Origin of the sequence: Parabacteroides sp. MSK.9.14, assembly GCF_019041495.1 — a bacterium.
In the GTDB taxonomy this organism is placed as follows: Bacteria; Bacteroidota; Bacteroidia; order Bacteroidales; family Tannerellaceae; genus Parabacteroides; species Parabacteroides merdae.
In genome coordinates, this window is record NZ_JAHPXO010000007.1 from 72,509 (window position 1) to 93,013 (window position 20,505).

At 45.1% G+C, this 20,505-nt stretch carries 15 protein-coding genes; 7 read left to right on the plus strand and 8 right to left on the minus strand.

The genetic code is table 11. From position 1 onward, the window contains the following. Positions 1–194 precede the first annotated feature (194 nt). Positions 195–524: a hypothetical protein gene (locus tag KTG12_RS05630; protein WP_119216323.1), complete on the minus strand. Its 330-nt coding sequence runs from the start codon at positions 522–524 to the stop codon at positions 195–197. After that, positions 525–830, minus strand: a complete 306-nt coding sequence (locus tag KTG12_RS05635; RefSeq protein WP_005635952.1) for a septum formation initiator family protein — start codon at positions 828–830, stop codon at positions 525–527. 71 nt (positions 831–901) lie between these two features. On the opposite strand from KTG12_RS05635, the gene KTG12_RS05640 reads away from it, so the two are divergent. Then, entirely contained in the window at positions 902–2,722 is a 1,821-nt protein-coding gene (locus tag KTG12_RS05640) for a DNA polymerase III subunit gamma/tau (RefSeq protein WP_155143533.1), read from the plus strand. An 88-nt stretch (positions 2,723–2,810) separates the two neighbouring features. On the opposite strand, the gene KTG12_RS05645 is transcribed toward KTG12_RS05640, so the two are convergent. The 3 genes from KTG12_RS05645 to queC form a co-directional block, all read right to left on the minus strand. Then, on the minus strand, positions 2,811–3,590 hold the full coding sequence (locus KTG12_RS05645; protein ID WP_005635954.1) for a DUF1080 domain-containing protein: 780 nt from the start codon (positions 3,588–3,590) through the stop codon (positions 2,811–2,813). A 194-nt stretch (positions 3,591–3,784) separates the two neighbouring features. Continuing rightward, positions 3,785–4,252, minus strand: a complete 468-nt coding sequence (queF, locus tag KTG12_RS05650) for a preQ(1) synthase (RefSeq protein ID WP_155143535.1) — start codon at positions 4,250–4,252, stop codon at positions 3,785–3,787. Positions 4,253–4,284: 32 nt separating this feature from the next. Next, positions 4,285–4,950: a 7-cyano-7-deazaguanine synthase QueC gene (queC, locus tag KTG12_RS05655; RefSeq protein WP_119216327.1), complete on the minus strand. Its 666-nt coding sequence runs from the start codon at positions 4,948–4,950 to the stop codon at positions 4,285–4,287. Between the two features lie 232 nt (positions 4,951–5,182). Here queC and KTG12_RS05660 point away from each other — a divergent pair, with 232 nt between their 5' ends. Then, positions 5,183–6,565 (plus strand): OmpP1/FadL family transporter, encoded by a 1,383-nt coding sequence (locus tag KTG12_RS05660; RefSeq protein WP_119216325.1) that lies wholly within the window; start codon positions 5,183–5,185, stop codon positions 6,563–6,565. A gap of 241 nt (positions 6,566–6,806) precedes the next feature. Here the strand turns inward: KTG12_RS05660 and glgP are convergent, their stop codons facing one another. Together glgP and KTG12_RS05670 are read right to left on the minus strand one after the other, a co-directional pair. Next, on the minus strand, positions 6,807–9,377 hold the full coding sequence (gene glgP / locus KTG12_RS05665; RefSeq protein WP_005635962.1) for an alpha-glucan family phosphorylase: 2,571 nt from the start codon (positions 9,375–9,377) through the stop codon (positions 6,807–6,809). Between the two features lie 107 nt (positions 9,378–9,484). After that, positions 9,485–11,143 carry a glycosyltransferase gene (locus tag KTG12_RS05670; RefSeq protein WP_022322905.1) on the minus strand — a complete coding sequence of 553 codons (1,659 nt, stop codon included), beginning with the start codon at positions 11,141–11,143 and terminating at the stop codon, positions 9,485–9,487. 127 nt (positions 11,144–11,270) lie between these two features. Here KTG12_RS05670 and KTG12_RS05675 point away from each other — a divergent pair, with 127 nt between their 5' ends. From KTG12_RS05675 to KTG12_RS05685, 3 genes are read left to right on the plus strand one after another with little or no spacing between them, the layout of a single operon-like run. Beyond that, positions 11,271–11,555, plus strand: coding sequence for a hypothetical protein (locus tag KTG12_RS05675; protein WP_005635966.1), 285 nt, complete (start codon positions 11,271–11,273; stop codon positions 11,553–11,555). Positions 11,556–11,565: 10 nt separating this feature from the next. Beyond that, a complete protein-coding gene (locus KTG12_RS05680; protein ID WP_005635968.1) occupies positions 11,566–12,111 on the plus strand; it encodes a lysophospholipid acyltransferase family protein in 546 nt (181 codons plus the stop codon). A gap of 4 nt (positions 12,112–12,115) precedes the next feature. Further along, the gene (locus tag KTG12_RS05685) at positions 12,116–12,898 is read left to right on the plus strand and encodes an amidohydrolase (RefSeq protein ID WP_022322904.1); all 783 of its coding nucleotides are present in this window, start codon (positions 12,116–12,118) and stop codon (positions 12,896–12,898) included. Positions 12,899–12,991: 93 nt separating this feature from the next. Here the strand turns inward: KTG12_RS05685 and dnaK are convergent, their stop codons facing one another. Next, a complete protein-coding gene (dnaK, locus tag KTG12_RS05690; RefSeq protein ID WP_119216636.1) occupies positions 12,992–14,908 on the minus strand; it encodes a molecular chaperone DnaK in 1,917 nt (638 codons plus the stop codon). Positions 14,909–15,428: 520 nt separating this feature from the next. Here dnaK and KTG12_RS05695 point away from each other — a divergent pair. Together KTG12_RS05695 and KTG12_RS05700 are read left to right on the plus strand one after the other, a co-directional pair. Further along, on the plus strand, positions 15,429–18,569 hold the full coding sequence (locus KTG12_RS05695; protein WP_122203762.1) for a TonB-dependent receptor: 3,141 nt from the start codon (positions 15,429–15,431) through the stop codon (positions 18,567–18,569). Between the two features lie 24 nt (positions 18,570–18,593). Then, complete coding sequence (locus tag KTG12_RS05700) at positions 18,594–20,477, plus strand: RagB/SusD family nutrient uptake outer membrane protein (RefSeq protein WP_119216637.1); 1,884 nt, start codon at positions 18,594–18,596, stop codon at positions 20,475–20,477. Positions 20,478–20,505: the final 28 nt, after the last annotated feature.

Sequence of the window (20,505 nt, forward strand, 5' to 3'; positions counted from 1 at the left end):
AAGAGGAATATGAATAAGCCGGAAATTTTTAGAATAGTCGCTTTCAATTTATAAAGAGTTTTGTATCGTTAATAAAACGCTGCAAAGTTCCTTATAAATAGAAAGCGCATCAATCGCGGATTTTAGGTAATTTTATTGTCCCTGTAATTGTAATTTAGACAATACGTCTAACTATATGTAGGTATTTTTCGTTTTTAGTTTTCTTTTTTAGGGGTGACAAATGCCGTGTATAACTGAAGCAGGGCTGAAATGGTCAGGCAAATCATCCATTCTTTCCGTCCGCTGAACATCAGGGCGGAGGCGAATATACACAGCAACCCGGCAAATATGTTGTAGCGGTGCAATCTGCGCCTGCGAAAATCCATATCTTGGGTAGGCATTGTCAGGTAACTGACCGCTATACCGGCAGCCCCGACGGCGAACAGGTAAGGAGCTGCAACCGGCAATGCCAGATATAATCCCGCACCGGCGAGCAACAGCAGGGCGGAGATATTGAAAACGATCGTTCTTGCTTTTTCGTTCATTTATTTGTTCTTAATAATATATACATCCTCGTTCGGCTTTTTCATGAAATATTCTTCACGGGCGAAGCGTTCGAGTCCTTCCTTATCCGTATGCAGATCGTTCAGCTTTTTGCTGTTGATTTCGATCTCCTTCTGGTAATGCTTGATTTCCTTTTCCAGGCTACGAATCTTTTCATCGTATGTATAACGCTTGTACAGACTGCTATCGCCCATTACGAATGTCAGGGCGAAGAACACGATGGTTACCAGCCAGTAGGCATTGATCCTGGATAGATACTTGTTGTAAAAGTCTTTTATGCGTGACATAGGAACTTCGTTTTTGCAAAGGTAAATGAATTATTTTGTTTATCTTTGTCTTGTTAATAAAAAAGCAGAGAATGGATAATTATATTGTATCGGCAAGGAAATACCGTCCTTCTACTTTTCGTAGTGTGGTAGGACAGAAGTCCTTGACAACTACACTTAAGAATGCAATACAGAGTAACAAGCTGGCTCATGCCTACCTCTTTTGCGGTCCCCGTGGAGTGGGCAAGACTTCTTGTGCCCGTATCTTTGCCAAGACGATCAATTGTCTGAATCCGACTGCCGACGGGGAAGCCTGTAACGAATGCGAATCCTGCAAGGCCTTCAACGAGCAGCGTTCTTATAATATCCATGAACTCGATGCCGCCTCCAACAACTCGGTCGATGACATCCGTGCCCTGATCGACCAGGTGCGCATTCCGCCTCCTATCGGAAAATACAAGGTCTTTATTATCGATGAGGTGCATATGTTGAGTTCGGCGGCTTTCAATGCATTTCTGAAAACATTGGAGGAACCGCCCCATCATGCTTTGTTCATTCTGGCTACGACGGAGAAGCATAAGGTGTTGCCGACCATCCTGTCCCGTTGCCAGATATATGACTTTTCGCGTATCTCGATTGCCGATATGGTGGAGCATCTGGAATACGTATCTTCCTGCGAAGGAGTGACGGCTGAACCGGAAGCCCTGAATGTGATTGCCCAGAAAGCGGATGGCGGTATGCGCGACGCGTTGTCCATCTTCGACCAGGTAGTCAGTTTTACAAATGGGAATATTACCTATCAGGCTGTTATCGATAACCTGAACGTCCTGGATTACGAATATTATTTCCGGTTGACGGATGCGATGCTTTCCGGAAATGTCCGGTCTGCCATCCTGATCTTGAACGATATATTGAGCAAAGGATTTGACGGGCAGAATATCATAACTGGCCTGGCATCGCATTTCCGTGATTTGCTGGTCTGCAAGGATGAGGCTACTTTGATCCTGTTCGAGGTCGGCGCTTCTATCCGTGAACGTTATAAGGAGATGGCGAAGCGCTGTTCCGACGGGCTGTTGTTCAAGGCGATCGAGCTGACAAATACATGTGACCTGAATTACCGGGCCAGCCGGAATAAACGCCTGTTGTTGGAACTTACGCTTATCCAGCTTTGTCAGTTAAGCAGTGCCGGACAACCGGCCGATGATAAAAAAAAAGGGCTGATTGAGCCGATAGCATCCAACGGGCCGGGCCAGGCCCCTGCTCAAGCAGGCCAGGCTGTGGCGGCTCAGCAGACATATACCGTACAATCTGCCCCTCCTTTGCAACGTCCGGTACAATCTCCGCAGGAAATGACCGGAGCGACTCCCCGCCAGCAGGTCGTTTCCACTCATGTGCCGCCTTCTCCGACTCTTATTCCGCAGGCCCCTCCGGCATCGGCTCCCAAGAGAGTGGCGCGTCCGCCCCAGTTCGGTACATCCATTAAGGAGATTGGCGTAGAGCATCCGAAAGCGCAGGCTGCGACACAGACTGCTACCGTGGTACAGGAAATGCAAAGTCCTTTCAGCCAGGAAGCATTGGTTCATTATTGGGATGCGTATGCTTCCGCTATCGACAAGAAGGTATATCTGAAAAATACGATGATCAATTGCAAGCCGGCCTTGCAGGATAATTATTATTTTGAAGTCTGTGTGCATAACCCCGGCCAACAGGATGAGTTGACGAATAATTGTATCGATATATTGAGTTATCTGCGGATGCAGTTGAAGAATACCCGTATTCAGATGCGTGTCCGTATAGATGAAACGAACCAGAAGCATTTGGCCTATACGTCGGCAGAGAAGTATGAACACCTACTGAACATAAATCCGGTTTTGGCAAAGTTGAAGGATGAGTTTAATCTGACACTCGACTAAATAGTTGAAAGGTGAAAGTTGAAAGTTAAAAGTTAAAAGTTTGATTTATATTTCTTTTTAACTTTCACCTTTCACCTTTCACCTGAATTTACATTTCCCTGATCCAAATATTACGGAAGCTGATCGGTTCGCTGGGGTCGCCATGAGACTGCAAACGGATCGGGCCTGCTCCGTGTTTTACGACTTTCGGGAAACCGATATATTCCGTAGTGCCCAGGATAGTCGTGTTATTCTGCAATACGATGCCGTTCTGGATGACCGTGACGCGCGGCGGAACACGATAAGTGCCGTCTTCCTTGAAGATAGGAGCGGAATAGATAATATCGTAAACATTCCATTCTCCCGGTTTGCGCATGGCATTTGCCAAAGGAGGCGTTTGTTTGTAGACGCTGCCGGTCTGTCCGTTCACGTATGTCTCGTTGTTATAGCAATCCAGCACCTGGATTTCATACATGTCTTGCAGGAAGATGCCGCTGTTGCCGCGTCCTTGGCTTGTGCCGGTGATGTTTTCCGGTACGCACCATTCGATATGCAACTGGAAGTTCTCGAATTTCTGTTTTGTCAGGATGTCGCCTTTCTTCTTGTCTACAGTGAAAACGCCGTCTTTTACGATCCATTCGGCGGGGCCGCCCTTAGCGTTTTGCCAAGCGGAAAGGTCTTTTCCGTCAAACAGGACGATGGCATCGGAAGGGGCGCTGTTTGTCTTGATGTCACCCGGAGTGACTACTTTCGGTTGCGGAGTCCAGTATTCAGACATTCCCGGTTTCATTTTTTCCTGTTCGGGGTACTGTTTTTGCGCGCTTGCACTGACACAAGCTGTACAAGCCAATGCTGCCAAAGCTGTCTTCATTGTAATGCTTTTGTTCATGGTCTAAATTGTTTTATATATAGGTTTAGAATTTATTGCTTGCAAAGGTAATGGATTAATTAAGACTATAAAATCGAAAACAGGAAATTAAGAAATAAAAAATAGATGTAAGTGTATTCGGTTCCCGGCGTTGTCGAGGATAAAATACGCTTACATCTAATTGGCTGGTTAATGGAAAAGCTGTGCGTGCTTTTTTATTTCGCATGATGGTTGAAAAGCCGTTGTTCTGCCAGCTTCTCATATTTAGTGCCCGGCCGGCCGTAATTGCAATACGGGTAAATGCTGATTCCGCCGCGCGGAGTGAAGATACCGGTCACTTCGATGTATTTGGGGTTCATCAGGCGGATAAGGTCTTTCATGATGATATTGACACAATCCTCATGGAAAGCCCCGTGGTTGCGGAAACTGAACAGATATAATTTCAAGCTCTTACTTTCCACCATTTTTATATCGGGAATATAATCGATGTAGATGGTTGCAAAGTCCGGCTGGCCGGTGATCGGACAGAGGCTTGTAAATTCCGGGCAGTTGAAGTGTACCCAGTAATCATTGTCCGGATGCTTGTTTGTAAACGCTTCCAGTACTTCCGGAGCATAGTCCTGTTTATATACGGTTGAACCGCCTAACAGATGTAGTTCGTTTTCATCTTTTCTTGTATCCATGATGTCTTTTTGTTATTCTTGTAAACGATGGTTTATCGGCGTCTTTTTAAATATTTCTCCAAACCTTCGCGACGTAGTTTGCAGGCGGGGCAATGCCCGCAGCCTTCTGCCATGATGCCGTTGTAGCAGGTGAGGGTCTGGGTCCGTACAAGGTCGAAGACTCCTAATTCGTCCGCAAGTTCCCACACTTCGCTTTTGTCCCGGTCCATCAGGGGCGTGTGGATCACGAACCGTTCGTCCATCGCCAGGTTCAGGGTGACGTTGAGGGAGCGGACGAATGTATCGCGGCAATCGGGATAACCGCTGAAATCGGCTTCCGACACTCCGGTTACCAAGTTGAAGATTCCTTTGCTGCGTGCCAGGATTGCTGCGAAGGTCAGGAATACCATGTTACGTCCCGGAACGAAGGTGTTCGGGTAGCTGTCTGCCGGTTTTTCCTGATCCATTGAAATGCCGGTGTTTGTCAGCGAACAGTTCGGATCGAGCTGGCTGATCAACGACACGTCCAACAGTTGGAAGGGGACGTCAGCATCGGCTGCAATTTTTCGTGCAACCTCTATTTCCAGGGAATGTTTTTGCCCGTATGTAAAACATACGGCTTCTACGCGAGAAAAGTGCTTCTTGGCCCAGAACAGGCAGGTCGTGGAGTCTTGTCCACCGGAGAAGCATACCAAAGCGGCTTCTTTTTTATGTTTCATATCTTTCTTGTTTTTAGTACGTGGTTTAGCAAGCACACGGAAAAGGAGACATTCCTTTTCGGGTGCAAAGATACCTTTTTTGTTGACAATTGACAATTGATTGTTGACAATTGGGAAGAATATATATTGCACAATATGTGTGATTTTGTGCGGCACATTTTCATTAAAAGTGTGCAATGTTTGAAAAAAGTATTTATCTTTGCCGCCGTTTTGTAATTAAGAAAAGTAAAACATGAAGAAAAAAGTAGTAGTAGGTGCGGCATTGATGATGATGCCTTTGGTTTCTTTCGCTGGTGGATATTTGACGAATACGAATCAGCATGCAGCCTTTTTAAGGTCACTTTCGCGAGGTGCTGCAATTGATATAGATGGTGCTTTGTCTAACCCGGCGGGTCTTTCTTTCTTGCCGACAGACGGTTTCCGTGTCGGTGTGAGTATCCAAAGTGCTTTCCAGACTAGGGATATAGATGCCTCTTTTGGTACATATAATGGTTTCGACCCGGTAAATAAAGTGCCGACAGTAAGCGATGTCCCCTATAAAAAATATTACAAAGGAAAGGCGGCCGCTCCTGTGATTCCGAGTGTTTTTGCGGCTTACAAAAAAGGTGATTGGACCATCTCCGGTTTCTTTGCCATTACGGGTGGGGGCGGTAAGGCATCGTTTGACGATGGCCTGCCGATGTTCGAATCGGCAGCTATGGCTGGTATATTCCAGGAAAGTCTGGGGAAGTATATAAAGACGGGCGGTAAAAGTCCCATCGTTACGCCGGATATGTATACTATTAACAGTGCGATGGACGGAAAACAGTATATTTATTCTCTGCAACTTGGCTTGTCATATAAGATCACGGATTGGCTTTCTGCCTTTGCCGGAGGCCGGATGAACTATTTTTCAGGAAACTATGACGGGTATCTGGATGCGAAGCTGAAAAAGGATTTTGGTGGAACAGACTTGATGAATTTGGCTTTGGATTGCGATCAGACAGGTTGGGGGCTGACACCGGTTTTGGGGGTTGATGTTAAATACGGTAAATTCAATTTCGGGGCTAAATATGAGTTTAAGACGAACTTGAACATCGAAAACAATACCAAGAAGTTGGATTATCCTGATAGTGCGGAAGACTTGATCGGCCCTTACAAGCACGGTGTGAATACGCCGAACGATATTCCTTCCATGCTTTCGGTGGCAGCCTCTTATCAGTTTTTACCCATGTTGAAGGCTTCTGTAGAGTATCATTTCTTTGATGACAAGAAAGCGGGCATGGCCGGTGGAAAACAGAAAGAATTGGAAAGAGGTACGAATGAGTATCTATTTGGTATTGAATGGGACGTGATCAAGAGATTGACCATTAGTGGTGGCGCTCAAATTACGGATTATGGTTTGTCTGATAATTTCCAAAGCGATGTTAGTTTCTCCTGTGACTCTTATTCGTTGGGCTTTGGTGCTAAGGTGATGCTGAGCGAAAAGATGGCATTGAATGTGGGGTATATGTGGACAAATTATCATGATTATACAAAGAAATCGGAGAATTATTGCGGTACAAATCTCCCCGGTACGAATGTCTATAGCCGTACCAATAAAGTGTTTGGCTTAAGTTTGGATTACGCTTTCTAAACCTAAAAAAATCTATATCAGCTTGAAAAGGGAAGTTGCCTGTCGTGCGACTTCCCTTTTTTGATTTTCTGTCTTTCAAGCGGACAGTATGGGGCCCTATTGGTCGGTGTCCGTAACCCTATTGGTTAGTGCTCGTAACTCATAGGGTTAGCCACTGTAAAGCATAGCTTTAGTATCTGCATAAAAAAAGAGGATGTGTCATGCACACCCTCTTTCTTAATTATTGTTTTGCTTGTCTTGATTACAACTGGATCCAGCGGACGAAAGCGAAGTCCATGCGATGAGGCAATTCTTTGTTCACAGGGTAAACGCGGAAGCCCATCTTGTGAAGGCCTGCTTCGCTTGAAGCTGTTTTCAGTTCGAAGAACAGTTTGGAACCTTCTTCTTTTATCAGCTTGAATTGTTCTGTTGCCAGTAATTCCAACTGATGGTTATCCGGATTTTCTTTCGTGACAACCATTTCTACTCCCAACATACCTTTCAGTTCATGGCGGTCGATAACCAGATTGAAGTTATATTCTTTGCCGACAACCGGACCGTCGATAGCCAAGTCCTGGCTGCATGTAAACGATTCTACCTGGAAGCTATCCCAATGTTCTGCCACTTCTTCTTTCCAGGCAGCGATTGCTTTGGCTTCGGCAAAACCGTTTTCGTGCAAGTGAGCGGAACGGGTTGCCAACTTGTTGTAGAAGCGGTCGATATAGTCGTCCAACATACGTTTCATCGTATAGTCGGGAGCGATTTCGGACATCGAATTCTTGATGTACTGGATCCATTCGGGAGAGTAGCCCTTGCTGTTTCTTGCATAGTAAGTCGGGATAATCTCTGTTTCCAGTATGTGGTAGATAGTAGCGGCATCCAGCTGATCCTGATACTGCTGGTTTTCGTAAGTACGCTTGTCGGTCAATGCCCAACCTGCACCCTGTTTGTAACCTTCATACCACCATCCGTCCAATACGGAGAAGTTCAGGACACCGTTCATCTCTGCTTTTTCGCCGGATGTACCGGATGCTTCCAGAGGACGGGTCGGAGTGTTCAACCAAACATCGACACCTGCGATCAGGTGACGAGCCAGACGCATATCGTAGTTTTCCAGGAAGATGATCTTTCCTAAGAATTCCGGACGGCGGGAAATCTCGACAATATGTTTGATCAAGCCCTGTCCGCCACCATCGGCCGGGTGGGCTTTACCGGTGAATACGAACTGGATCGGATATTGTTCGTTGTTTACGATCTTGGCCAGACGGTCCAGATCTGTGAACAGCAAGTGGGCACGTTTGTAAGTTGCGAAACGGCGGCCGAAACCGATCAGCAGGGCGTTCGGGTTGATTTTGTCCAGGATAGAGACAACCTTTGCAGGATCTCCTTGGTTTTTCAGCCAGTTTGTCTTGTATTGATTCTTGATATATGTAATCAGTTTGTTCTTCAATGTCTTGCGGATAGACCAAATTTCTTCGTCGGCAACATTCTGGATCGCTTCCCAGTATTTCTTGTTGGACTGGTCTTTGAAGAACTTCTTGTCGAAATGTTCTGCAAAGAAACGTTTCCATTCGGTAGAAGCCCAAGTCGGCATATGTACGCCGTTGGTCACATATCCTACGTGCAGCTCATCGGGGAAGTAGCCTTTCCATACCGGAGCGAACATGCGCTGGGATACTTTTCCATGCAACCAGCTTACGCCGTTTGCTTCTTGGCAAGTGTTCAAAGCGAATACACTCATGGAGAACTTCTCGTTGGAACCTGGATTTTCACGTCCCATGTCGATAAATTCCTGCCAGCTGATACCTAACTTGCCGGGGAATTCACCCATATAACGGCCGAACAGGCCTTCATCGAAGTAGTCGTGACCAGCCGGAACCGGTGTGTGGACGGTGTATAGGGCGGAAGCGCGTACGACTTCCAATGCTTGGTTGAATGACAGACCGTCGTTCTGGATGAAGTCTACCAGACGCTGCGCGTTGATCAGTGCGGCGTGTCCTTCGTTGCAGTGATAAATCTGTTTCTTGATTCCTAATTTGTTCAGCATCAAGATACCACCGATACCCAGCAGATATTCCTGTTTCATACGGTTTTCCCAATCGCCGCCATACAGCTGGTGAGTGATGGAGCGATCCCATTCGCTGTTCTGGGGAATATCTGTATCCATCAAATATAGAGGAACGCGTCCGACGCTTACTTTCCAGATGTGCGCATAAACGGTGCGGCCGGGGTAAGGAACCTCCAATACCATCGGTTCGCCGTTAGCCTGCATCACCTGAGTAAGGGGCAGTGCGTTGAAGTTTTGCGGTTCGTAATTGGCAATCTGTTGTCCGTCCATAGACAGAGACTGGGTAAAGTAACCGTAGCGATACAAGAAACCTACTGCTGTCAGGTCGATGTTGCTGTCGCTGGCTTCTTTCAAATAGTCACCAGCCAGTACACCCAGGCCGCCGGAATAGATTTTCAACACGTTGGTCAAACCATATTCCATGCTGAAATAGGCAACAGATGGTTTTGTCTGATCCGGCTTAACATTTACATAATCCTTGAATATTGAGTAAACAGCTTTGATTTCGGCCATCAGGACATCATCTGCCAGGATTTCCTCAATACGTTTGTAGGATAAACTTTGAAGTAAAAGTACTGGGTTACCTTCAGTTGATGCCCAAAGTTCAGAATCGATCTTACCGAATAATTTGGCTCCTTCATGGTTCCATACCCACCATAGGTTTGTAGCCATTTCGTATAACGGCTGTAATTGTTCGGGAAGCATAGAATGAGAATAAACATCTTTCCAAATCGGGCTGTTTGCGTTATTCGCTTTGATTTTCATTATTGTGAAGTTTAAAATGTTTCAATTTATATTTTAATATTGTATCATCTCTTTTTTGCCTAAAACGTTGCAAAGATAGAGATTATCTGTTTAATTATGAGCGTATTTTAATTATTTCTTTTGCTTGCATGCTCCAAAGCGATTCTGAAAGCCTCTTCATAGTAGACAATGAATTTGCTCCATTCTGCTTTTGCAGCCAGGCAGAAACTGCGTTTCCGGATCTCTGCCGTTTCCTTTTTGTCCTTTCCTGCAAGTGCCAGGATCGAAGACGTGATGGCATCTGCTACTTCGAAATAATTAAAATCGTCACGGTTCACGACGGCTACGCCTTCACTTATGTTGTTGCCTGTCACATGCTTCTTAGCCCATAGACCGAAACCTGCAAGATCGGTGGTAATGGTCGGAATCCCGAATGCGATACTTTCCAGCGGAGTGTATCCCCAGGGTTCGTAGTAGGAGGGATAGACGGTCGCATCCATACCGATCAGCAGATCGTAGTAGGGTTTGTTGAGGATACCGTCGCGTCCGTCCAGGTAGCAAGGAACAAAAATGATCTTCAGCTTGTCGGTCGCTGAATTGGTGAAGCCGGCATGGGAGATATAGTTCAGCACCTTGTCCTGTTCCATCTGATTCAGCCAATGCGTGACGAAGGGCATTTGCATGGGGGAGGTGGTGCGTATGTTCTTGTCGATGACTTCTTTCAGGTCTGCACGTGCATCGCGTACCCAAGCCGGAACCATGATGAAGGCGACGACTTCGCGCTGGAGCCTGCCGGAAGTGCGTACCCGGTTCATTGCTTCGATAAAGACGTCGATACCTTTATTGCGGTATTCGTAGCGACCGCTGGTTGAAACCAGGAAAGCATCCGGTGAGATGGGGCATCCGAGCAGTTTCTCTGCGACGTTGAGCAGGTCGCGGCGGGCTGCCATACGCTTCTTGTCGTATTCTTTGTCGGACGGGACGAAGTTGGGCTCGAAGCCGTTCGGCGTGACGATGTCCGGTGCTTTGTCCAGCAATTGTTTACACTCGCGGGCAGTGATGTCGCTCACGGTAGTAAAGCAGTCCACATGCAAGGCTGTCTGTTTTTCCAACGAATGTTTCGCCTCCATATTCAGCTCCCCGGCCATCTGGTCGCCGTTGTAGCCATCCATATAAGCATACAGGGCTTTGTTGTTTCCGGCGATGGAACGGCCGATAGATGTGGCGTGTGTCGTGAAGAGCGTTGCGACGGCGGGGAGTTGTTTTTTGATGTAGAGCGCACCCATTCCCAGCATCCATTCATTGAACAGAGCGGCAACCTTTTTGTTTTCCAGCTTGTAAAAATGATAAAAACTTTCGATGACCTTACCTACCGCGTAAGCGAAGATACAAGACTCGTCGTAGTCACCGTACGCATGGATCGAATCCACTCGGAAACTTTCCCACATCGAGAAGAAAAAGGAATCTTTTTCTTTGAAGAAAGGTTTGAAATCCACTAAGATTACGGGAGGTGTCCCCGGAACATTCCATCGGCCTACTTTCACTTTCAGATTTTCTGTGGTCTTCGTATAAGTTTTCCAGTCAGCAAACAGAACATCATCTTCAATAAAGTCGGGAGCGTTTGTATCGGTCCACACATCGGGCCCTATAAAGATCAGTTTATCTTTAAACGATTGTTGCAACGTATGCGCTTTTGTTGAAAGGACGGTATAGATACCGCCAACTTTATTACATACTTCCCAACTGCTCTCGAAAAGATATTCTGGCGTTGTTGTTGTATTATCCATAAACGATTTTGTTTATAATCAGATATTTTAGGGTGACAAAGATACGAATTTTTGTCTTTTTTTCAACTATAGGGTTTGTTTAATGAATGAATTATGTAGATTTGTAGATATTTTAATGTAAACAACTATGGCTAAAAGAAGAATTTTAAAGAGAGACATCAGCTATGTGGCTGGCGATTTGTTTTCGGAAGCTTTGTTTTGTAAGCTGTATCTTCCGGGTGTCAATTCGGAGAAAGCCGACGTGGTTATGGCGAGAGTACTTGATATGCAAGATGAATTTATTCGCCGTGCCAACCGTCCGGACGGAAAAGAAAACAAGAAACGGGTGAAAGAATATTATTGTAAATTGCGGGCGGACCTGCAAACGGAAATAAATGCAATAGCAACTGAAATCGGAGAGTTGAGCAAATAGAAAGTAAAGAATGAAGAAAGCTATAAGTAAGGCACTTCTTCGCTTGGCCGGCTGGAAACTTGGGCCGGTAGTGGAGGATGTGCCTAAATGTGTGATATGTGTGGCTCCGCATACCAGCAATTGGGATTTTATCGTAGGAAAACTGTTTTATACCTCGATTGGCCGTAACGCCAGTTTCCTGATTAAAAAGGAATGGTTCTTTTTTCCGTTCAACCTGTTGTTTGACTGGTTGGGCGGAGTGCCTGTTGACCGCAGTAAGCGGACTTCGGTGACGGATCAGATGGTTGGCCAGTTCAATCGGCGGAAAGAATTCCAGCTGGCCGTAACTCCTGAAGGTACACGCAAACGGGTGAATGACTGGAAGAAGGGATTTTACTATATCGCACAGAAAGCCAACGTGCCTATCCTGATGGCTTATTTCGATTACAAAAAGAAAGAGGCCGGTTTTAAAGGGGTATTCTATCCTACGGGTGATGCGGATAAAGATATCCGTGATATCCGTGAGCATTACAGAGGAGTGACAGCTTGTCACCCGGAAAACTTTGTTCAAATTTAATATCATGGCAGACAATTTGCGTATCAGTATGGTCCAGTCTCATATTATTTGGGAGGACAGAGATGAAAATCTGGGTTATTATGGAGAACTGCTCCGGCGGGTCAGCGGTAAGACGGACATAGCCGTTTTGCCGGAAACGTTTACAACGGGTTTTTCTATGGATGTGGAAAAGCTGGCCGACACGATGGATGGGCCTACTATTCCTACTATAAAGGGGTGGGCGAAGAAATATAAGCTTGCTGTGGCAGGTAGTTTCATTGCAAAAGAAGGCGGGAAATATTTCAACCGTGCTTTTTTCGTCACGCCCGAAGGTGAAACTTATTTGTATGACAAGCGGCATTTGTTCCGGATGGCGGGCGAAGACCAGCATTTCACAGCCGGGGATAAACGGACGATCGTACGGTATAAGGACTGGAATATCTGTTTGCAAGTTTGCTATGATCTTCGTTTCCCGGTCTGGAGCCGGAACGTGGACAACGAATACGATCTGTTGATCTATGTCGCCAACTGGCCCGAGGCGCGTAAAAAAGTATGGAAGACGTTGCTCCAGGCACGTGCAATGGAAAATATGGCGTATGTCTGCGGGGTGAACCGGGTAGGGATCGACGGTAAGGGCTTTGTTTACCGGGGCGATTCCATGATCTTCTCTCCGAAAGGGAAAAAGCTGGCGGATGCCGGCAAGCGTGAGGAGGTCACTCGCACATGTACGCTTACCCGTGCAGACCTGGAAGATCTAAGGGGGAAGTTTCCTGCATGGAAGGACGCGGATGCGTTTGAGATCAAGTGATATTTCCCTGATAGGATTTCGGATTTGAACACAAAAAAGCGATTGTCGGAAATAACCGGCAATCGCTTTTTTGTGTTATGTGAAAATATATGTTTATTTCACTTCCTCAAAGTCAACATCCGTTACACCACCATCCTGCTTGTTGTTGCCGGCGTTGCCACCAGCCTGCTGACCGAAGTCAGGACCCGGTTGTGCGCCACCTTGGGCGTTCTGGGCATTGTACATTTCCTGGCTTGCTGCCTGGAATACGCTGTTCAGTTCTGCCATAGCTGCATCGATACCAGCGATATCCTGAGCCTTGTGAGCTTCTTTCAGCTTGTTCAGGGCTGTTTCGATAGGAGCCTTCTTGTCAGCCGGGAGTTTGTCGCCTAGATCCTTCAACTGTTTTTCGGTCTGGAAGATCATGCTGTCGGCCTGGTTCAGTTTGTCGATGCGTTCTTTTTCCTTCTTGTCTGCTTCGGCATTAGCCTGAGCTTCTTCTTTCATACGTTTTACTTCGTCGTCGCTCAAACCGCTGGAAGCCTCGATACGGATGCTCTGTACTTTGCCGGTTCCTTTGTCTTTAGCCGATACGTTCAAGATACCGTTTGCATCGATATCGAAAGTAACTTCGATCTGAGGAACGCCACGCTGTGCGGCTGGAATTCCGTCGAGGTGGAAACGGCCGATCGATTTGTTGTCTTTAGCCAGTGAACGTTCGCCCTGCAATACGTGGATTTCTACAGAAGGCTGGTTGTCAACGGCAGTCGTGAATGTTTCAGACTTCTTGGTAGGGATAGTCGTATTGGCTTCGATCAGCTTGGTCATTACACCACCCATTGTTTCGATACCCAGTGACAACGGAGTAACATCGAGCAACAGAACGTCTTTTACTTCACCTGTCAATACCCCCCCCTGGATAGCAGCACCTACAGCTACCACTTCGTCCGGGTTAACACCTTTTGACGGAGCCTTGCCGAAGAACTTCTCAACGATGGCCTGTACAGCCGGAATACGTGTCGAACCACCTACGAGGATGACTTCGTCAATGTCGGAAGTGCTCAAACCTGCATCTTTCAAAGACTGACGGCATGGTTCGATACAAGCCTGGATCAGACTGTCTGCAAGCTGTTCGAATTTTGCACGTGTCAGTGTCTTGACCAAGTGCTTTGGAACACCGTTTACCGGCATGATATACGGCAGGTTGATCTCCGTGCTTGTCGTGCTTGACAATTCGATCTTAGCTTTTTCGGCCGCTTCTTTCAAACGTTGCAAAGCCATCGGATCCTTACGCAGGTCGACGCCTTCTTCGCGCAGGAACTCTTCTGCCAACCAGTCGATGATCACATGGTCGAAGTCGTCACCACCCAAGTGAGTGTCACCGTTTGTGGATTTTACTTCAAACACACCGTCTCCTAATTCCAAGATAGAAATATCGAATGTACCGCCACCCAAGTCGAATACGGCGATCTTCATGTCTTTGTTCGTTTTGTCCAAACCGTAAGCCAAAGATGCGGCAGTCGGTTCGTTTACGATACGGCGAACGTTCAAGCCTGCAATTTCACCCGCTTCCTTAGTCGCTTGACGTTGTGCGTCGCTAAAGTATGCCGGAACGGTGATAACGGCTTCCGTTACTTCCTGTCCTAAATAGTCTTCAGCTGTTTTCTTCATCTTCTGAAGTACCATTGCAGAAATTTCCTGAGGAGTATAAAGGCGTCCTTCGATATCGACACGTGGTGTGTTGTTGTCACCGCGGACTACTTTATAAGGTACTCGACCAATTTCTTTCTGAACCTGATCATAGGTTTCACCCATGAAACGTTTGATAGAGAATATTGTTTTTTCCGGGTTTGTGATAGCCTGACGTTTTGCAGGATCACCAACCTTACGTTCACCACCTTCAACGAATGCAACGATTGAAGGAGTCGTTCTTTTACCTTCGCTGTTTGCAATTACAACCGGTTCGTTACCTTCCAGTACGGCAACACAAGAGTTGGTTGTTCCTAAGTCGATTCCGATAATTTTTCCCATAATTTTCTATTATTTTAATTGTTATTATTTTCCTGTACTTGCTTTTCTCTTTCGAGCTGCATTAACTGTTCTACAAATCGTATGCCAAAGTAACAAGGATAGGTTTGTAAAAGTTCAGGTGGCAGGAAGTGTGACAATACGTCAGTTTAGACATTTGCCGTCATGTGAAAGATATGACGGGTTATGCATGAAATGTTATAGGCCTTTATTATTCTATAGTTCTTAAGGAACTGTGGTATTTGTAGATAAAAAATTAACACTCACTCAAGTTTTTGTTGTTTGTGGCCGCAAACATACACACTTTATTTAGAAAATGCAAACTTAATTTTTTATTTAAACACAAAAAAAACGATTTATCACACCACAGTTCCTTAAGAACTGAAGTAAGAATTAAATGTAATATCATGATGTCTTTGTTTTTATTCTCAAATATTTCCTTTTGGTTTTCTGCAGACAGTTAATGTCTTAGTGGAATTTTTTGTTGTGATTTTTTATGTCTAATATATTACCTAAAATCAAAATGCAAAAGTGTAAATTGAATTTTTTGCTACGATTCGGTTTGATTTCAATTCTGTTAGGGCTGTTTGTTACCCAGTCTTTTGCTCAGAATGTGACGATTACCGGTGTCGTAAAAGACCAGTCGGGTGAACCTCTGATTGGCGTGAACGTGATGGAAAAGGGGACGACCAATGGTTCCATCACGGATGTGGATGGTAAGTACAGTGTTTCTGTAAAAGGGGGCAAAACCATCCTAGTGTTCTCTTACATCGGTTATATCTCCCAAGAGATTCCGGTTGGGAATCAGAAAACGCTCAACGTGACGATGAAAGAAGACACGGAAGAGCTGGAAGAAGTGGTTGTGATCGGTTACGGCACGGCCAAGAAGAAGGACTTGACGGGGGCGATCTCGCGTGTGAAAGCGGAGAAGATGGAGGTTGAAGCGCCTCGTTCAGTTCAAGATTTGTTACGTGCTAGTGCTGCCGGTTTATCAATTTCAATGTCGACTGATGCTGCTGGCACAGCTGATCTGCAAGTTCGTGGTAAGAACTCTTTGAAAGCAGGTTCTTCACCTTTGCTGGTTCTTGACGGTGTGATCTATGATGGTTCGTTGCAGGACATCAACCCGATGGATATTGAAAGTATCGATGTTTTGAAAGATGCCAGTTCGGTTGCTGTTTATGGTGCCAAGGCTGCTAATGGTGTAGTAGCCATTACAACTAAAAAAGGTAAAACGGGTAAGCCGGTTATTTCATTTAATGCTAATGTTGGTATGGTAAGCAATGCTCGTTTACCTAAAACAGTAGATGGTGCCGGTTTTATCAAATTCAGACAGGAATATGGTGAAAGTTTGATGACTGAAGCCGAAATGGTTGCACAGCCGGGAAAGTTTGCTGATCCGAGAAATTTAGCAGCAGCAGGCATAGATCCGTTGGCTTGGTATAATTATGACCAACAGACACCTGTTTCTGCATTGCCTGATGAAAAAACTATGATTAATAAATGGTTGACCCGTTTGAATTTTAAAACGATTGAAATCGAAAACTATTTGAATGGAGTGGAGACTGATTGGGATGATATTGTTTATCAGACTGGTCTACAACAGGATTATACGGTCAGCCTTTCCAATCGTAAAGAAGATTTCAGTTATTATTGGTCAATGGGATATGCTGATAGAGAAGGTGTAAAAGTGGGAGATCGTTATCGTAATTTGCGTACCCGTTTGAACTTGGAATCCAAAGTGACTTCTTTCTTGACAGTGGGTTTGAACGCTCAGTTCGCGACTCGCTTAGGTGGTTATTTGGCTGCTGATGTGGAGCAGCGCGAACATAACTCACCATTTACCACAAATGATATTGATATTCTTGACAGTCCTTATCGTATGTATCCGTCTGGAGATAATAATACAAAGAATCCGTTCTTCGATAACTTGTATCGTGACAGACGTGACATTCACCATGATTTGAATGCCAATCTGTATGCAATCGTAAAACTTCCGTTTGGATTCGAATATCAGATGAACTTTACGCCTCGTTATCACTGGTATGAATATATGAATCATGAGTCAGCAGAACATCCGGAATGGGCTGGAGATGGAGGTCGTTCAGAGCGTAAAAATGAAAAAACATTTAATTGGCAGGTTGATAATATTCTTCGTTGGAAGAAAGAATTCGGTGAAGATCATCGAGTTGAAGCCACTTTTTTGCAGAATGCCGAAAAAGGTCAATGGTGGAAAACCGTAGCCCAGAATAAACTTTATTCTCCGAGTGACATATTAGGCTTTCATAATATTGGTGCCGGTACTGCTCCTTCCGTTTCTAGCGAAGATACATATAAAACCGGAGATGCTTTGATGGGACGTCTGTTTTACTCATTCAAGGACAAGTATATGCTGACTGCTTCTGTGCGTCGTGACGGTTATTCTGCATTCGGGAGTATGAATCCGCATGCTGTATTTCCGGCTGTTGCTTTGGGTTGGGTATTCACGTCCGAAAAATTCATGGAAAAAACTTCTGATTGGTTGAATTATGGTAAACTGCGTTTTTCTTGGGGACAGAACGGTAACCGTGATATTGGCCAATATGAAGCATTGGCACAATTGAATTCCGGTGCTTATACTTATGTTGATCCAAACGGAAATGTATATCTGACATCTCAGGTATATATCAATCGTATGCCGAACAGTTCGTTAAAATGGGAGCGTACGGCTTCTTACAATATAGGTTTGGACTTCTCTTTGTTTGGTGATAAATTGAGTGGTAGTATGGAAACTTATATGGCTGAATCAAACGATTTGCTGGTTAACCGTTCACTACCTTCCATCTTGGGATATGCAAGTGTAATGGCCAATTTAGGAGCTTTGACAAATCGAGGTTTTGAGCTTTCGTTAAACGCCAATTTGATCAATCGTGACAATTTTTCATGGAATTCGACCGGAACGTTCTCTTTTAATCGTCGTAAGATCAAGCATCTTTACGGTGATGTCGAGGAAGTGAAGGATGAAGCGGGTAACGTAATCGGATATAAAGAAGCCGATGATTATGAAAACCAGTGGTTTATAGGCCATGATACAGAGCAGATTTGGGATTACGAACGTGATGGTGTTTGGCAGTTAGGAGAAGAGGAGGAAGCTTCCAAGTACGGAAACAAACCTGGAGACTTTAAATATGTCGACCAAAATGGAGACGGAGTTTTGGATACGAAAGATAAAACTTTTCAAGGTTATAAAACTCCCCGCTATGTGTGGTCTTGGCGTAATGAATTTGTATTCTTCAAGAATTTGAGCCTTTCATTTATGATGTATTCGCATATAGGGCAATATGGTACGTTCAACCGGGCTGCTAATACAGGGGGGATGTATGACCGTTACACGATTGTCGATATTCCACGTTGGACCAAAGACAACCCGACGGATGACTATGCACGTATTGGTTCTACCAATAAAGGAAACAATTATGTGAAGAAAACATTTGTCCGTATGGAGAATATTACGCTTTCATATAGTGTGCCTAATAATCTGCTGAAAAAGTTTTCTGTGCAAAATATGCGTTTCTCTTTGGCCGTCCGCAATCCGTTTGTGATTACCGGTTGGGATTTTGGTGATCCGGAAGGTGGTGATACAACTTTGCGCACTGTGAATTTTGGTGTGAACTTTACTTTGTAATTAAATTGATAAACGTAGAAGAATATGAATAAGAAAAAGTGTATGATTTTGGCGCTGGCAGTCCTTCCAATGTTAAATTCATGTAGTGATTGGTTGGATCCGAAGCCCCTTTCTTTCTATTCACCTGAAAATACATATGTGGATGCTGCTGGACTTTATGCAGCTTTGACAGCCTGTGAACGTAATATGCGCCATGAGTTTTTTGGTGATGGTGCTCCGATTTTGACGGAAATGTATTTGACCGATATCGCAGTCCATGGAAAAACAGATGAAAGTGGTTCTTTGGTTGATTTGGATAACGAAATGTTACCTTCCCGTACGAAAAACGACATGAAAGGTAAAAACAAATGGTATTGGGAAGAGGGATTCAAAGGAATCAAATATGCTAATATAGCCATTAGTCGTTTGGATGGTGCCGAGTATAAAGATGAAGCAGAGAGGAATGCTGTGTTGGGAGCCGCCTATTTTCAGAGAGCTTATCGCTACTATAAGTTGACGCATCAATTTGGCGATGTCCCTTATTTGGACAAAGAAATCACCGAGCCGAAGTTGGACTTCTATAGCTACGATCGGTGGAGCATCTTGGAGCAATGTAAGAAAGATTTGGAGTTCGCCTATCAATGGGTTCCAGAGGTTCAACCTCGCGGACGAGCTAATAAGGATGCTTGTGGCGTTTTGCTAATGAAGATATGCATGGCTGTTGGTGATTTTGATAGAGCCATAGCGGTTGGGAAAGAAGTAGTCGGGCGTCATCCGTTGATGACAGGGCGTTTCACGGGCAACCAGACGAAGCCGAACACCAATTTAATGCATGACTTGCACAGTGTGGAGGCAAAAATTGATATGAGTAACACCGAGGGTATCATGTATGTGGTCGCTCATCCTACAACAACACCGCTGGATAAGGATAACCGTATCTATACAATGCGTAATGCATTGCCATATTGGGCGAAGGGGGGAGCGATTAAGACACCGGACGGAAAGACGGGTACAGCTATTGCACCAGATGAAGCTGATAAAAATACAGAAATTGATAATGATACGAAATATGGACGTGGTATCGGTACGTGCCGTCCGACGAACTATTATCAGTATGAAATCTGGGGGGAAAAAGAGAAAAACGATTTGCGCGGTCCTTTCAACCACGATAGCTGGAGACGGATGGAAGATTTGCGTTACAACGACCCTGGATTGAAAAAAACAAACAATCCCTATTACGGTCAAAATTTGATTCGTCCTGTCGATTTGTCTGTTGCCGATTCGATCCGTTGCTGGTATATGTGGCCGCATTACAAAGTGTTTGTTCCGGATCCTACGAAGACGCAGGATCTTCAGGGAGGTGAAACACCGTGGTATGTCTATCGTTCTGCCGAAGTCTATCTGATGATGGCGGAATGTTATTATTGGAAAGGTGATGCGACTAACGAAGCTGCTATGTTAAACGTGGTTCGTGCACGTGCGGGCGCTGAACCGCTGAGTGGAAATATCGGTATTGCCGAAGTGTTGGCCGAACGTGCCCGTGAATTGTATTACGAAGAGAACCGTCATGTTGAACTTGTTCGTATTTCCTACTTGTATGCTAAAACCGGAAAACCCTGTGAAGCATTGGGTGGACGTGTCTATAAGTTGGATAATTTCTCAGGACCGGGTGGTGTCGGAACGAACTGCAAAGATGCCGGCGTAAACTTCTATTTCGACTGGGTGATGGTTCATAACAACTTCTTCAACAAAGGAGTTAAAATTCCGAACGGCGAATATCGCATGAGTGTGCATCACGTCTTGTGGCCGGTTCCCGAAACAGCTATTACCAGCAATACTGGTGGCGTGATCAATCAGAATATAGGTTATCCGGGGGCAGAAGATAATCTGGAACCGCTGAAAGTCGAGCCTGTTGATCCGGCTATTTAAGAATAACGGAAAACGCGCACAATAACAA

What these genes read in the sequence shown, in the direction of transcription:
- KTG12_RS05630 (WP_119216323.1), bottom strand. Translation starts at nt 524, where the DNA reads ATGAACGAAAAAGCAAGAACGATCGTTTTCAATATCTCCGCCCTGCTG.
- KTG12_RS05635 (WP_005635952.1), bottom strand. Translation starts at nt 830, where the DNA reads ATGTCACGCATAAAAGACTTTTACAACAAGTATCTATCCAGGATCAAT.
- KTG12_RS05640 (WP_155143533.1), top strand. Translation starts at nt 902, where the DNA reads ATGGATAATTATATTGTATCGGCAAGGAAATACCGTCCTTCTACTTTT.
- KTG12_RS05645 (WP_005635954.1), bottom strand. Translation starts at nt 3,590, where the DNA reads ATGAACAAAAGCATTACAATGAAGACAGCTTTGGCAGCATTGGCTTGT.
- queF (WP_155143535.1), bottom strand. Translation starts at nt 4,252, where the DNA reads ATGGATACAAGAAAAGATGAAAACGAACTACATCTGTTAGGCGGTTCA.
- queC (WP_119216327.1), bottom strand. Translation starts at nt 4,950, where the DNA reads ATGAAACATAAAAAAGAAGCCGCTTTGGTATGCTTCTCCGGTGGACAA.
- KTG12_RS05660 (WP_119216325.1), top strand. Translation starts at nt 5,183, where the DNA reads ATGAAGAAAAAAGTAGTAGTAGGTGCGGCATTGATGATGATGCCTTTG.
- glgP (WP_005635962.1), bottom strand. Translation starts at nt 9,377, where the DNA reads ATGAAAATCAAAGCGAATAACGCAAACAGCCCGATTTGGAAAGATGTT.
- KTG12_RS05670 (WP_022322905.1), bottom strand. Translation starts at nt 11,143, where the DNA reads ATGGATAATACAACAACAACGCCAGAATATCTTTTCGAGAGCAGTTGG.
- KTG12_RS05675 (WP_005635966.1), top strand. Translation starts at nt 11,271, where the DNA reads ATGGCTAAAAGAAGAATTTTAAAGAGAGACATCAGCTATGTGGCTGGC.
- KTG12_RS05680 (WP_005635968.1), top strand. Translation starts at nt 11,566, where the DNA reads ATGAAGAAAGCTATAAGTAAGGCACTTCTTCGCTTGGCCGGCTGGAAA.
- KTG12_RS05685 (WP_022322904.1), top strand. Translation starts at nt 12,116, where the DNA reads ATGGCAGACAATTTGCGTATCAGTATGGTCCAGTCTCATATTATTTGG.
- dnaK (WP_119216636.1), bottom strand. Translation starts at nt 14,908, where the DNA reads ATGGGAAAAATTATCGGAATCGACTTAGGAACAACCAACTCTTGTGTT.
- KTG12_RS05695 (WP_122203762.1), top strand. Translation starts at nt 15,429, where the DNA reads ATGCAAAAGTGTAAATTGAATTTTTTGCTACGATTCGGTTTGATTTCA.
- KTG12_RS05700 (WP_119216637.1), top strand. Translation starts at nt 18,594, where the DNA reads ATGAATAAGAAAAAGTGTATGATTTTGGCGCTGGCAGTCCTTCCAATG.